This window comes from Escherichia sp. GZ89, assembly GCF_019366485.1.
GTDB classification, from domain to species: Bacteria; Pseudomonadota; Gammaproteobacteria; order Enterobacterales; family Enterobacteriaceae; genus Escherichia; species Escherichia fergusonii.
Map to the genome: position 1 here is coordinate 118,315 of NZ_JAEOHX010000007.1, position 13,877 is coordinate 132,191.

Consider the following 13,877-nt stretch of genomic DNA (forward strand, 5'->3'; position numbering starts at 1 on the left):
ATTATCAATATGGTGACAAACGTTGAGGGTTAAAAATAAATAGTTAAATGCTGAATCGAGTAAGGGAAATATAATTCATTCATCCGGTAAATAATTTGCAGTGAATTAAGCGCACGAATGAACAAATATTTGGTAAGGGGTGAAGGATATTTAACCGTTATAATTACGGATGGTTATTACAGTGGATAAATATAATCGTCATACTGCAAGTTGCATGTATTGCGTTGCGGGTTATTCGGCCCATCCATGAGCCTCACGCCTTACGGGGTCAGCACAAGCGCTGTTCAAAACGCCACTGGTGTTTTGTCCTGCAACTCGAATTATCCAGAGCATAATATCGTCATGCTGCAGTTTCTGACGCTTTAACACGATCTCATTGGGTGAAAATTACGTCAGATGGGTTCTGCGTAATGCCAGGTAGTCAAGCAAGCTGCCAAAAAACACGCCGCATAATGCGACCACAATACCGATCTCCAGCAGCTCCGTCAGGAAAGAGATGTGAATTATCCCAAGAGCATCCAGGGCCAGCATAAGTAGCCATCCCACCAGAACGCCACAACCTGCCATTAGTACTCTCAACGCCAGACGATAAGCTCCCTGAAATTCGGTGCGAGGGATAAAACTTTCTCTTTCCCATGAAAATTCCAGCGTTTTCCGGCAAATCAGTAACAGAAGCAATCCAGGAATAGCCGCGAAAACGGTAAACAAATAGAAAGTTGGCCAGCCGTGCGCTTCGACAAACCATCCAGCCAGTGGTCCGACATAGACGCGGCCCACTGCCGATAGTGCTGAAAGGAGGGCAAATTGGGTCGCAGAAAACGATTTATTACATAATGTCATTAACAGGGCGACAAACGCCGATGTGCCCATTCCACCGCACAGGTTTTCGAAAAACACGGCGGCACCCATGCTGTAAAGATGTTTATCGGTAATTGAAAGCAACCAATAACCGGCGTTGGAAGCCCCCTGCAAAATACCGAAGATGAGCAAGGCACGAAACAGTGATAACCGCTGCATGAGTACGCCACCGTACAAGGCACCGACTATGGTTGCCAGCAATCCCAGTGTTTTGTTGACCACACCGACTTCACCAGCATCAAACCCAACACCGCGAATTAAAAATGTGGTGGTCAGAGTCATGGCAAAGGCATCGCCCAGTTTATACAGCACAATAAGCAACAAAATTAGCCACGCGTTGTTGCGACCAAAGAAATCACGCAGGGGCGCAACAACCGCTTGTTCCAACGTTTTTGGTACTGGAATAGTGTCGGTTGGTTCTGGAGCGAGCACCGTCGCGATAATACAGGGGATCAACAGAGCCGCCATCAGCCAGTACATGCCTTGCCAACCCAGCCATTTATCTGCCAGCCATAAAGCTAAACCACCTGAAACCAGCATCCCCAAACGGTAACCGAGTACGCTGATTGCCGCGCCCGCACCACGTTCTTCAGCGGGCAAAACATCGGTTTTCCAGGCATCAAAGACAATATCCTGAGACGCTGAACAAAAGGCGATCACCACTGCCAGAGCAGCCATCCAGCGGAGATTAGTCGCCGGATCGAGAAAGCCCATTGCAGCGATGGCAATAAGTAAAAGGACTTGAGTTGTAAGTAGCCAACCACGACGTCGCCCTAAAAATGGCGGCGTGTAGCGATCCATTACCGGAGACCATAAAAATTTGAAAACATAGGCCTGACCAACAAGGGAGAAGAAACCGATAGTTTTCAGATCGATATTTTCGACGGTCATCCACGCCTGTAACGTACCGGACGTCAGGGCAAGCGGTAAACCAGAGGCAAACCCCAGAATCAGTAAGATTGCTGAGCGCGGTTGCTGAAAAATGCGTAAATAATGACTGGACATGGGCTTCTACAGGCCCGGCATTCACCGGGCCAGAGGGCAGAAATTAACGGGCGTTCTGCTTGATAAACTCGTGGACGCTGGTGTCCTGAGACATATCAGCAATGGTATCGGTCAGCACGGTATTAACCGCATTGGCGATATTTTTGTTGGTAGCCTGGAAAGCGCCTTCTACGGAGTAATTAGCACGGTAGTTTTTGGTCATCTTGTTGCCGTTTGCGGCAGTGGCAATGATGGCGATATCGGCTTTGGTTGCGATGTTGTAACGCACGTTGCCCTGAGAAACATCGGCATACAACTGGTTAACAATGATCTGCAGGTTTACTGCGCCGTTAGGACCAACCATATAACCGCGCGCGGTCATTTGTTTTTCCAGCACTTCTTGCAGCAGGAAGCGCAAATCGCGGGATGCGGTCAGGGTAACGATTTGGTTATCACGGGTGACTTTTGCCAGAGCCTGGTCCGGACGTTGATCTGCACCGTTAATGCTTACGGTCACGCCCATCAGGCTTGGATCTTGTTGCGGCAGTGTCATCGTCGGGGAGACTTCAATCGTAGTTGGTGGTGTTGCGCATCCTGCCAGCATAACCATTGTGATTAAGGGAAAGAGGATTTTTTTTAACATGTTGGTGCTCTCAGTGACTCTTTGGCGTAGTAGAAAAAATTCCCGCCATCATAACATCGCTAACGGCGAGGGGAAGTGGGTAAAGAATCTAAATTCACGGTGTTGTCCGTTTAATGACCCTTCGAAAAACGATGACCGTCGTTTTACATTCCTCACCGTTTATAAATCAGTAAACTTCAAACGTTTGAGAGAAAAAATCAGATGAAAGCTAAATATTTGTTGTCAATGTGTAATGGAAACGGTAAAAGCGGCTAATATTTAAAGGGATGGGGACATCTCAGCGTTGTCGGAGGAGATATTTCATGATGATACGTGAGCGGATAGAAGATAAGTTAAGGGCAGCGTTCCAACCTGTTTTCCTCGAAGTAGTGGATGAAAGCTATCGTCACAATGTCCCGGCGGGCTCTGAAAGCCATTTTAAAGTTGTGCTGGTTAGTGATCGCTTTACAGGTGAGCGCTTTTTGAATCGTCACCGAATGATTTACAGCACCCTGGCGGAGGAACTCTCCACAACCGTACATGCGCTGGCTCTGCATACCTACACCATAAAGGAGTGGGAAAGCTTGCAGGATACCGTCTTCGCATCACCACCCTGCCGTGGAGCAGGTAGCATAGCGTAGAAAACGTATTTGCAACATCCGCTGTATTTCCAGTATGTTGCTACCGAGTTTGACGAAACGGCCTGCGGGCCGTTTTTTTTGTCGGAATTTTATACTTGTTGTCGAGAGTTCAGGCAAAAAGAAGCCGGGAAATGTGAAAAAAGCCGCAGCATCGGGCAATAACCGTTCTCGACTCATATAAGTGATGCCGCTATAATGCCGCGTCTTATTTGAATGTTTCGGGATGATTCTGGCGACAGGGAATGTGATTGTTTACGAGAACATCCCGGTTCCGCGAAGCCAACTACCTGTGCTTGCGGGGTAGAGTTGACCGAGCACTGTGATTTTTTGAGGTAACAAGATGCAAGTTTCAGTTGAAACCACTCAAGGCCTTGGCCGCCGTGTAACGATTACAATCGCTGCTGACAGCATCGAGACCGCTGTTAAAAGCGAGCTGGTCAACGTAGCGAAGAAAGTGCGTATTGACGGCTTCCGCAAAGGCAAAGTACCGATGAATATTGTTGCTCAGCGTTATGGTGCGTCTGTACGCCAGGACGTTCTGGGCGATCTGATGAGCCGTCACTTCGTCGATGCGATCATCAAAGAAAAAATCAATCCGGCTGGCGCACCGAACTACGTTCCGGGCGAATACAAACCAGGTGAAGACTTCACCTACGCTGTAGAGTTTGAAGTTTATCCGGAAATTGAGCTGAAAGACCTGGAAACGATCGAAGTTGAAAAACCGATTGTTGAAGTGACTGACGCTGATGTAGACATGATGCTGGATACTCTGCGTAAACAGCAGGCTACCTGGAAAGAGAAAGATGGCGCTGCTGATGCAGAAGACCGCGTTACCATCGATTTCACCGGTTCTGTAGACGGCGAAGAATTCGAAGGCGGTAAAGCGTCTGATTTCGTACTGGCGATGGGTCAGGGTCGCATGATCCCAGGCTTTGAAGACGGTATCAAAGGTCACAAAGCTGGCGAAGAGTTCACCATCGACGTGACCTTCCCGGAAGACTACCACGCTGAAAACCTGAAAGGTAAAGCGGCGAAATTCGCTATCAACCTGAAAAAAGTTGAAGAGCGTGAACTGCCGGAACTGACCGAAGAATTCATCAAACGTTTCGGCGTTGAAGATGGTTCTGTTGAAGGTCTGCGTGCTGAAGTACGTAAAAACATGGAACGCGAGCTGAAAGGCGCCGTACGTAACCGTGTTAAATCTCAGGCGATCGAAGGCCTGGTGAAAGCTAACGACATCGACGTACCAGCTGCGCTGATCGACAGCGAAATCGACGTTCTGCGTCGCCAGGCTGCACAGCGTTTCGGCGGCAACGAGAAACAAGCTCTGGAACTGCCGCGTGAACTGTTCGAAGAACAAGCTAAACGCCGCGTAGTTGTTGGCCTGCTGCTGGGCGAAGTAATCCGCACCAACGAGCTGAAAGCTGACGAAGAGCGTGTGAAAGGCCTGATCGAAGAAATGGCTTCTGCGTATGAAGATCCGAAAGAAGTCATCGAGTTCTACAGCAAAAACAAAGAGCTGATGGACAACATGCGTAACGTCGCACTGGAAGAACAAGCTGTTGAAGCTGTTCTGGCTAAAGCGAAAGTGACTGAAAAAGAAACCACTTTCAACGAGCTGATGAACCAGCAGGCGTAATCTGCGCAGCCGTTAGGCGCACTACGCACGAAGGCCCGTCACCTCCAGGTGGTGGGCTTTTTTTTGTCATGAATTTTGCATGGATGTGCGCGAAAACCGCTTTTCGGGGTTAGCGTAACAACAAAAGATTGTTATGCTTGAATTATGGCGATGCCGTACCCATAACAGAGGGACTAGCTGATAATCCGTCCATAAGGTTACAATCGGTACAGCAGGTTTTTTCAATTTTATCCAGGAGACGGAAATGTCATACAGCGGCGAACGAGATAACTTTGCACCCCATATGGCGCTGGTGCCGATGGTCATTGAACAGACCTCACGCGGCGAGCGCTCTTTTGATATCTACTCTCGTCTACTTAAGGAACGCGTCATTTTTCTGACCGGCCAGGTTGAAGACCACATGGCAAACCTGATTGTGGCGCAGATGCTGTTCCTGGAAGCGGAAAATCCGGAAAAAGATATCTATCTGTACATTAACTCCCCTGGCGGCGTAATCACTGCCGGGATGTCTATTTATGACACCATGCAGTTCATTAAACCGGACGTCAGCACTATCTGTATGGGCCAGGCGGCCTCTATGGGCGCGTTCCTGCTGACTGCAGGGGCAAAAGGTAAACGTTTCTGCTTGCCGAATTCGCGCGTGATGATTCACCAACCGCTGGGCGGCTACCAGGGCCAGGCGACCGATATCGAAATTCATGCCCGTGAAATTCTGAAAGTTAAAGGGCGTATGAATGAACTTATGGCGCTTCATACGGGTCAATCATTAGAACAGATTGAACGTGATACTGAGCGCGATCGTTTCCTCTCTGCTCCTGAGGCAGTGGAATACGGCCTTGTCGACTCGATTCTGACCCATCGTAATTGATGCCACAGGCGCAACTGTACCGCTATACTTATCCTGGGCGGCACAACGCTGTAAGCGGCTTGCGCCTGAGAATGGCATTTGCGTCGTCGTGTGCGGCACAAAGAACAAAGAAGAGGTTTTGACCCATGACAGATAAACGCAAAGATGGCTCAGGCAAACTGTTGTACTGCTCTTTTTGCGGCAAAAGCCAGCATGAAGTGCGCAAGCTGATTGCCGGTCCATCCGTGTATATCTGCGACGAATGTGTCGATTTATGTAATGACATCATTCGCGAAGAGATTAAAGAAGTTGCACCGCATCGTGAACGCAGTGCGCTACCGACGCCGCATGAAATTCGCCAGCACCTGGACGATTACGTTATCGGTCAGGAACAGGCGAAAAAAGTGCTGGCGGTCGCGGTATACAACCACTACAAACGTCTGCGCAACGGCGATACCAGCAATGGCGTCGAGTTGGGCAAAAGTAACATTCTGCTGATCGGTCCGACCGGTTCCGGTAAAACGCTGTTGGCAGAAACGCTGGCACGTCTGCTGGATGTCCCGTTCACCATGGCCGACGCAACCACGCTGACCGAAGCCGGTTATGTGGGCGAAGACGTTGAAAACATCATTCAGAAGCTGTTGCAGAAATGCGATTACGACGTACAGAAAGCACAGCGCGGTATTGTCTACATCGATGAAATCGACAAGATTTCTCGTAAGTCTGACAACCCGTCCATTACCCGAGACGTTTCCGGTGAAGGCGTACAGCAGGCACTGTTGAAACTGATCGAAGGTACTGTTGCTGCCGTTCCTCCGCAAGGTGGGCGTAAACATCCGCAGCAGGAATTCTTGCAGGTTGATACCTCCAAGATCCTGTTTATCTGTGGCGGTGCGTTTGCCGGTCTGGATAAAGTGATTTCTCATCGTGTTGAAACTGGCTCCGGTATTGGTTTTGGCGCAACGGTAAAAGCGAAGTCTGACAAAGCAAGTGAAGGTGAACTGCTGGCGCAGGTTGAGCCGGAAGATCTGATCAAATTTGGTTTGATCCCTGAGTTTATCGGTCGTCTGCCGGTTGTAGCAACGCTGAATGAGCTGAGCGAAGAAGCTCTGATTCAGATCCTCAAAGAACCGAAAAACGCCCTGACCAAGCAGTATCAGGCGCTGTTTAATCTGGAAGGCGTGGATCTGGAATTCCGTGACGAGGCACTGGATGCTATCGCTAAGAAAGCGATGGCGCGTAAAACCGGTGCCCGCGGTCTGCGTTCAATCGTAGAAGCTGCATTGCTGGATACCATGTACGATCTGCCGTCGATGGAAGATGTGGAAAAAGTGGTTATCGATGAGTCAGTCATTGAAGGCCAAAGTAAGCCTCTGCTGATTTATGGTAAACCAGAAGCACAGCAGGCATCTGGCGAATAATTCACCAATCCATAACGTTGGTTTATCAAAAAGGGGGGAATACATCTCCCCTTTTATTTTTCCGCTATTCCCGGCGTTGAATGTGGGGGAAACATCCCCATATACTGACACACATGTTAAAAGATGACATGAAGCACAGTCGTGCCATCTGTTTACCTGGCGGACACTAAACTAAGAGAGAGCTCTATGAATCCTGAGCGTTCTGAACGCATTGAAATCCCCGTATTGCCGCTGCGCGATGTGGTGGTTTATCCGCACATGGTCATACCCTTATTTGTAGGGCGGGAAAAATCTATCCGTTGTCTGGAAGCGGCTATGGACCATGATAAGAAAATTATGCTGGTCGCCCAGAAAGAAGCATCAACGGATGAGCCGGGTGTTAACGATATGTTCACTGTCGGTACCGTGGCCTCGATATTGCAGATGCTGAAACTGCCAGACGGCACCGTCAAAGTGCTGGTCGAGGGGTTACAGCGTGCGCGTATTTCTGCGCTTTCTGATAACGGCGAGCATTTTTCTGCAAAAGCTGAATATCTCGATTCACCAACGATTGATGAGCGCGAACAGGAAGTGCTGGTGCGTACTGCAATCAGCCAGTTCGAAGGCTACATCAAGCTGAACAAAAAAATCCCACCAGAAGTACTGACGTCGCTAAATAGCATCGACGATCCGGCGCGTCTGGCGGATACCATTGCTGCGCATATGCCGCTGAAACTGGCTGACAAACAGTCCGTGCTTGAGATGTCCGACGTTAACGAACGTCTGGAATATCTGATGGCAATGATGGAATCGGAAATCGATCTGCTGCAGGTTGAGAAACGCATTCGCAACCGGGTTAAAAAGCAGATGGAGAAATCCCAGCGTGAGTACTATCTGAACGAGCAAATGAAAGCTATTCAGAAAGAACTCGGCGAAATGGACGACGCGCCGGACGAAAACGAAGCCCTGAAGCGCAAAATCGACGCGGCGAAAATGCCGAAAGAGGCAAAAGAGAAAGCGGAAGCAGAGCTGCAGAAGCTGAAAATGATGTCTCCGATGTCGGCAGAAGCGACCGTAGTGCGTGGTTATATCGACTGGATGGTACAGGTGCCGTGGAATGCGCGTAGCAAGGTCAAAAAAGACCTGCGTCAGGCGCAGGAAATCCTTGATACCGACCATTATGGTCTGGAGCGCGTGAAAGATCGCATCCTTGAGTATCTTGCGGTTCAAAGCCGCGTCAACAAAATCAAGGGACCGATCCTCTGCCTGGTAGGGCCGCCGGGGGTAGGTAAAACCTCCCTGGGTCAGTCCATCGCCAAAGCCACCGGGCGTAAATATGTCCGTATGGCGCTGGGTGGCGTGCGTGATGAAGCGGAAATCCGTGGTCACCGCCGTACTTACATCGGTTCTATGCCGGGTAAATTGATCCAGAAAATGGCGAAAGTGGGCGTGAAAAACCCGCTGTTCCTGCTCGATGAGATCGACAAAATGTCTTCTGACATGCGAGGCGATCCGGCCTCCGCACTGCTTGAAGTGCTGGATCCAGAGCAGAACGTAGCGTTCAGCGACCACTACCTGGAAGTGGATTACGACCTTAGCGACGTGATGTTTGTCGCGACGTCGAACTCCATGAACATTCCGGCACCACTGCTGGATCGTATGGAAGTGATTCGCCTCTCCGGTTATACCGAAGATGAAAAACTGAACATCGCCAAACGTCACCTGCTGCCGAAGCAGATTGAACGTAATGCGCTGAAAAAAGGTGAACTGACCGTCGACGATAGCGCCATTATCGGCATTATTCGTTACTACACCCGTGAGGCGGGCGTGCGTGGTCTGGAGCGTGAAATCTCCAAACTGTGCCGTAAAGCGGTTAAGCAGTTGTTGCTCGATAAGTCTTTAAAACATATCGAAATTAACGGCGATAACCTGCACGACTATCTCGGTGTTCAGCGTTTCGACTATGGTCGCGCGGATAACGAAAACCGTGTCGGTCAGGTAACTGGTCTGGCGTGGACGGAAGTGGGCGGTGACTTGCTGACCATTGAAACCGCGTGCGTTCCGGGTAAAGGCAAACTGACCTATACCGGTTCGCTCGGCGAAGTAATGCAAGAGTCCATTCAGGCGGCGTTAACGGTGGTTCGTGCGCGTGCGGAAAAACTGGGGATCAACCCTGATTTTTACGAAAAACGCGACATCCACGTCCACGTACCGGAAGGTGCGACGCCAAAAGATGGTCCGAGTGCCGGTATTGCTATGTGCACCGCGCTGGTTTCTTGCCTGACCGGTAACCCGGTTCGTGCCGATGTGGCAATGACCGGCGAGATCACTCTGCGTGGTCAGGTACTGCCTATCGGTGGTTTGAAAGAAAAACTGCTGGCGGCGCATCGTGGTGGCATTAAAACGGTGTTAATTCCTTACGAAAATAAACGTGATCTGGAAGAGATTCCTGACAACGTGATTGCTGATCTGGATATTCATCCTGTGAAGCGCATTGAGGAAGTTCTGAGTCTTGCGCTGCAAAATGAACCGTCCGGAATGCAGGTTGTAAGCGCAAAATAGTGACCTCGCGCAAAATGCACTAATAAAAACAGGGCTGGCATGCCAATTGGCACTTGCCAGCCTTTTTTTGTACCGCTAATTTAAACGCTTATTCAGACCTGTCGCTATTAACAGGTGTTGTAAGGGCATGTCAGGCCTGATATAACTGCTGCGCGGTTGCACTTTGAAGGATTCTGGTACGTTTTTCATTATATAAGAGGAAGAGAAGAGTGAATAAATCTCAACTGATCGACAAGATTGCTGCAGGGGCTGATATCTCTAAAGCAGCTGCTGGACGTGCTTTAGACGCGATTATTGCTTCCGTTACTGAATCTCTGAAAGAAGGGGATGACGTAGCGCTGGTAGGTTTTGGTACTTTTGCTGTTAAAGAGCGTGCTGCCCGTACTGGTCGCAACCCGCAAACCGGTAAAGAGATCACCATCGCTGCTGCTAAAGTACCGAGCTTCCGTGCGGGTAAAGCACTGAAAGACGCGGTAAACTAAGAGTGATCCCCACGGGGATGTGATTTAGTACAAGGGCGCATCAACTGATGTGCCTTTTTTATTTGTGATTCGGGACTTTATACCGCTTGTGGGCTGACAATTACCCCTGTTTCTTGTCACAATAGGCCTTTGCGCGCAGCGATACGTTGCGTGAGGTATACAAGTCACCTACAGCGGAGTGTTGTTACACCATGATGGACAGCTTACGCACGGCTGCAAACAGTCTCGTGCTCAAGATTATTTTCGGTATCATTATCGTGTCGTTCATTTTGACCGGCGTGAGTGGTTACCTGATTGGCGGAGGCAACAACTACGCCGCAAAAGTGAATGGCCAGGAAATCAGCCGTGGGCAATTCGAAAACGCGTTCAACAGCGAACGTAATCGAATGCAGCAGCAACTGGGCGATCAATACTCGGAGCTGGCAGCTAACGAAGGCTACATGAAGACGTTGCGCCAGCAGGTGCTGAATCGTCTGATTGATGAGGCTCTGTTAGATCAATACTCCCGCGACCTGAAACTGGGAATCAGTGACGAGCAAGTCAAACAGGCGATCTTTGCCACCCCAGCCTTCCAGGTTGACGGTAAGTTTGATAACAGTCGCTACAATGCCATTCTTAATCAGATGGGAATGAGTGCTGATCAATACGCACAGGCGCTACGTAACCAGCTGACCACACAACAGTTGATTAACGGGATTGCTGGAACAGATTTCATGCTGAAAGGCGAAACTGACGAACTGGCAGCTCTGGTGTCTCAGCAACGCGTGGTTCGTGAAGCAACCATAGACGTTAATGCGAAAGCTGAAAAACAGCAGGTGAGTGATGCAGAAATCACCAGCTACTATGATCAGCATAAAAACAACTTCGTGACACCGGAGCAATTCCGCGTTAGCTACATCATGCTGGATGCGGCAAACATACAGCAACCGGTTAGCGATGCAGATATCCAGGCTTATTACGACCAGCATCAGGATCAATTCACTCAGCCACAGCGTGTTCGCTATAGCATCATCCAGACCAAAACTGAAAATGAAGCTAAAGCCGTGTTAGATGCGCTCAATAATGGTGGTGATTTTGCTGAGCTGGCGAAAGAGAAATCAGCCGATATCATCTCCGCACGTAATGGCGGTGATCTGGGGTGGCTGGAAGATAGCACCACGCCGCAAGAGCTGAAAGACGCCGGGCTGAAAGATAAAGGCCAGTTATCTGGGGTGATTAAATCTTCCGTAGGCTTCCTGGTGGTACGTCTGGATGACGTTCAACCGGCCAAAGTAAAAACGTTAGCCGAAGTTCGTGATGACATCGCAGCGAAAGTGAAGCACGAAAAAGCGCTGGATGCTTATTACGCATTGCAACAGAAAGTTAGCGATGCCGCCAGCAACGATACTGAATCCCTGGCGGGTGCTGAGCAGGCGGCTGGAGTGAAGGCAAAAGAAACTGGCTGGTTTAGCCAACAGAATCTGCCGGAAGAACTGAATTTCAAACCTGTTGCAGACGCTATCTTTAGCGGTAGCCTGGTCGGAGAAAACGGCACTCCTGGTAGCAACTCAGATATCATCACTGTTGATGGCGATCGTGCCTTTGTGCTTCGCGTTAGCGAACATAAAGCAGAAGCGATTAAACCGCTTTCTGAGGTGAAAGATCAGGTTAAGGCGCTGGTACAGCACGATAAAGCTGAACAGCAAGCGAAACTGGAAGCCGAAAAACTACTGGTTGAGTTGAAAGCAGGTAAAGGTGTAGATGCTATGCGGGCTGCTGGGCTGCAATTTGGCGAACAGAAAACCTTAAGCCGTTCTGGTCAGGACCCGGTTAGCCTGGCTGCGTTTGCCTTAGGTTTGCCGGAGAAAGACAAGCCGAGCTACGGTATGGCAACCAATACGCAGGGTAATGTGGTATTGCTGGCACTGGATGAAGTGAAAGCCGGTACGATGCCAGAAGCACAAAAACAAGCATTGGTTCAGGGGATCACCCAGAATAATGCTCAGATTGTTTTTGAAGCGCTGATGAGCAACCTGCGTAAAGAAGCAAAAATCAAAATTGGCGATGCGCTGGAACAGCAATAATCCTGAAGCCGCCTCGCAAAAAAATGCTTTGCAGCTGTAACAAGAAAAGGTCGCTTTCGCGGCCTTTTCCATTTCTGAACATTGCCATTTGTTTCCTGTTTTCACTGCCGTTAAGGTGATTCCACTGTTAACAAACAAGGAGAAAACAGTATGAAACACGGAATTAAAGCACTGCTCATTACCCTGTCCTTGGCCTGTGCCGGAATGTCTCATAGCGCGCTGGCGGCAGCTCCTGCGGCGAAACCGACAACGGTAGAAACCAAAGCGGAAGCTCCTGCAGCACAAAGTAAAGCAGCAGTACCGACTAAAGCCAGTGACGAAGAAGGTACCCGGGTCAGCATTAATAATGCCAGCGCGGAAGAGTTAGCCCGCGCGATGAATGGCGTTGGCCTGAAGAAGGCGCAGGCGATTGTCAGTTATCGCGAAGAGTACGGTCCGTTTAAAACGGTGGAGGATCTCAAGCAGGTGCCGGGGATGGGCAATTCGCTGGTGGAACGTAATCTGGCGGTATTAACCCTGTAATTAATTTGCATAGTGGCAAATTTTTGCCAGACTGAAGAGGTCATACCAGTTATGACCTCTGCACTTATAACAGTTCTTATAACAACAACGTAAGGTTATTGCGCTATGCAAACACAAATCAAAGTTCGTGGATATCATCTCGACGTTTACCAGCACGTAAACAACGCCCGCTACCTTGAGTTTCTCGAAGAAGCCCGCTGGGATGGGTTAGAAAATAGCGACAGTTTTCAGTGGATGACGGCCCATAACATCGCCTTCGTCGTGGTCAATATCAATATTAACTATCGTCGCCCGGCGGTATTAAGCGACCTGTTAACCATTACCAGTCAGTTGCAGCAATTAAACGGTAAAAGCGGTATTTTAAGTCAGGTTATTACTCTTGAGCCAGAAGGACAGGTGGTGGTGGATGCGCTTATCACGTTTGTTTGTGTTGATCTTAAAACGCAGAAAGCATTAGCGCTGGAAGGGGAACTACGTGAAAAGCTTGAGCAGATGGTGAGATAAACGTTTTGTTGTGCCGGATGCTCAAGCCGCATCCGGCGACACCCGGAATAATTACTTCAATCCGGTTTTCTGCTTCATTGCCGCCATCACTGTTGGTTTGTCGGCCAGATAATGATGCAAACCGTTGGCGCGCAAATTACACGCCGCACAATGACCGCAACCGTCGCCTTTAATGCCGTTATAGCAGGTCAACGTTTCGTTACGGACTAAATCCAGCTTGCCGTAATAATCCGCCAGCGCCCAGGTTTCCGCTTTATCAATCCACATCAGCGGCGTTTCAAAACGAATATCTTTCGCCATGCCTAAACTGACGGCATGGTTTAGTGCTTTCACAAACTCATCGCGGCAATCCGGGTAACCGGAGAAATCCGTTTCGCAGACGCCGGTAATTACGGCTTCTGCTTTTACCTGATACGCATATATTGCCGCCAGCGTCAGGAATAAAATATTACGTCCTGGGACAAACGTATTCGGGATGCCATCGGCTTCAGGTTCATAATCTGGCACTGGAATGCTGTCACGTGTCAGGCTGCTGACCGCCAGTTCGTTGAGCAGCGTTACATCCAGCACTTTATGTGCACGAGCGCCCAGTTTCAGCGCCAGTTCGCGTGCCACGTCGATTTCTGCGCGATGTCGCTGACCGTAATCGAACGTCACGCAATGGACTTCATCATATTGTTGTAATGCCTGCACCAGACAGGTGGTGGAATCCTGGCCTCCACTGAACACAACGACAGCACGTTTCATAGATAA

Annotated in this window: 12 protein-coding genes; 9 read left to right on the top strand and 3 right to left on the bottom strand. The window is 49.5% G+C overall.

Annotation, left to right across the window (positions count from 1 at the left end):
- Positions 1 to 387 precede the first annotated feature (387 nt).
- Both ampG and K0335_RS13125 read right to left on the bottom strand, forming a co-directional pair.
- Complete coding sequence (ampG, locus tag K0335_RS13120) at positions 388 to 1,863, bottom strand: muropeptide MFS transporter AmpG (RefSeq protein WP_046080593.1); 1,476 nt, start codon at positions 1,861 to 1,863, stop codon at positions 388 to 390.
- Between the two features lie 43 nt (positions 1,864 to 1,906).
- Positions 1,907 to 2,485 (bottom strand): lipoprotein, encoded by a 579-nt coding sequence (locus tag K0335_RS13125; protein WP_000913823.1) that lies wholly within the window; start codon positions 2,483 to 2,485, stop codon positions 1,907 to 1,909.
- A gap of 302 nt (positions 2,486 to 2,787) precedes the next feature.
- Between K0335_RS13125 and bolA the strand changes: the two genes are divergently transcribed.
- The 9 genes from bolA to fadM all read left to right on the top strand — a co-directional run bounded on the left by bolA (position 2,788) and on the right by fadM (position 13,124).
- Positions 2,788 to 3,105, top strand: coding sequence for a transcriptional regulator BolA (bolA, locus tag K0335_RS13130; protein ID WP_000973435.1), 318 nt, complete (start codon positions 2,788 to 2,790; stop codon positions 3,103 to 3,105).
- A gap of 340 nt (positions 3,106 to 3,445) precedes the next feature.
- Positions 3,446 to 4,744, top strand: a complete 1,299-nt coding sequence (gene tig / locus K0335_RS13135) for a trigger factor (protein WP_104919324.1) — start codon at positions 3,446 to 3,448, stop codon at positions 4,742 to 4,744.
- A gap of 244 nt (positions 4,745 to 4,988) precedes the next feature.
- Positions 4,989 to 5,612, top strand: coding sequence for an ATP-dependent Clp endopeptidase proteolytic subunit ClpP (clpP, locus tag K0335_RS13140; protein WP_000122253.1), 624 nt, complete (start codon positions 4,989 to 4,991; stop codon positions 5,610 to 5,612).
- A gap of 125 nt (positions 5,613 to 5,737) precedes the next feature.
- Positions 5,738 to 7,012: an ATP-dependent protease ATP-binding subunit ClpX gene (clpX, locus tag K0335_RS13145; protein ID WP_104919325.1), complete on the top strand. Its 1,275-nt coding sequence runs from the start codon at positions 5,738 to 5,740 to the stop codon at positions 7,010 to 7,012.
- A 186-nt stretch (positions 7,013 to 7,198) separates the two neighbouring features.
- The gene (lon, locus tag K0335_RS13150; RefSeq protein ID WP_001067736.1) at positions 7,199 to 9,553 is read left to right on the top strand and encodes an endopeptidase La; all 2,355 of its coding nucleotides are present in this window, start codon (positions 7,199 to 7,201) and stop codon (positions 9,551 to 9,553) included.
- 209 nt (positions 9,554 to 9,762) lie between these two features.
- Positions 9,763 to 10,035, top strand: coding sequence for a nucleoid-associated protein HU-beta (gene hupB, locus K0335_RS13155; protein ID WP_001043542.1), 273 nt, complete (start codon positions 9,763 to 9,765; stop codon positions 10,033 to 10,035).
- 191 nt (positions 10,036 to 10,226) lie between these two features.
- On the top strand, positions 10,227 to 12,098 hold the full coding sequence (gene ppiD, locus K0335_RS13160; protein WP_000969415.1) for a peptidylprolyl isomerase: 1,872 nt from the start codon (positions 10,227 to 10,229) through the stop codon (positions 12,096 to 12,098).
- 150 nt (positions 12,099 to 12,248) lie between these two features.
- Positions 12,249 to 12,620, top strand: a complete 372-nt coding sequence (locus K0335_RS13165) for a helix-hairpin-helix domain-containing protein (RefSeq protein WP_000680297.1) — start codon at positions 12,249 to 12,251, stop codon at positions 12,618 to 12,620.
- Between the two features lie 105 nt (positions 12,621 to 12,725).
- Positions 12,726 to 13,124, top strand: a complete 399-nt coding sequence (fadM, locus tag K0335_RS13170) for a long-chain acyl-CoA thioesterase FadM (protein WP_104919326.1) — start codon at positions 12,726 to 12,728, stop codon at positions 13,122 to 13,124.
- Positions 13,125 to 13,175: 51 nt separating this feature from the next.
- Here fadM and queC read toward each other — a convergent pair whose 3' ends face one another.
- Positions 13,176 to 13,871 (bottom strand): 7-cyano-7-deazaguanine synthase QueC, encoded by a 696-nt coding sequence (gene queC, locus K0335_RS13175; RefSeq protein WP_000817222.1) that lies wholly within the window; start codon positions 13,869 to 13,871, stop codon positions 13,176 to 13,178.
- Positions 13,872 to 13,877 lie beyond the last annotated feature (6 nt).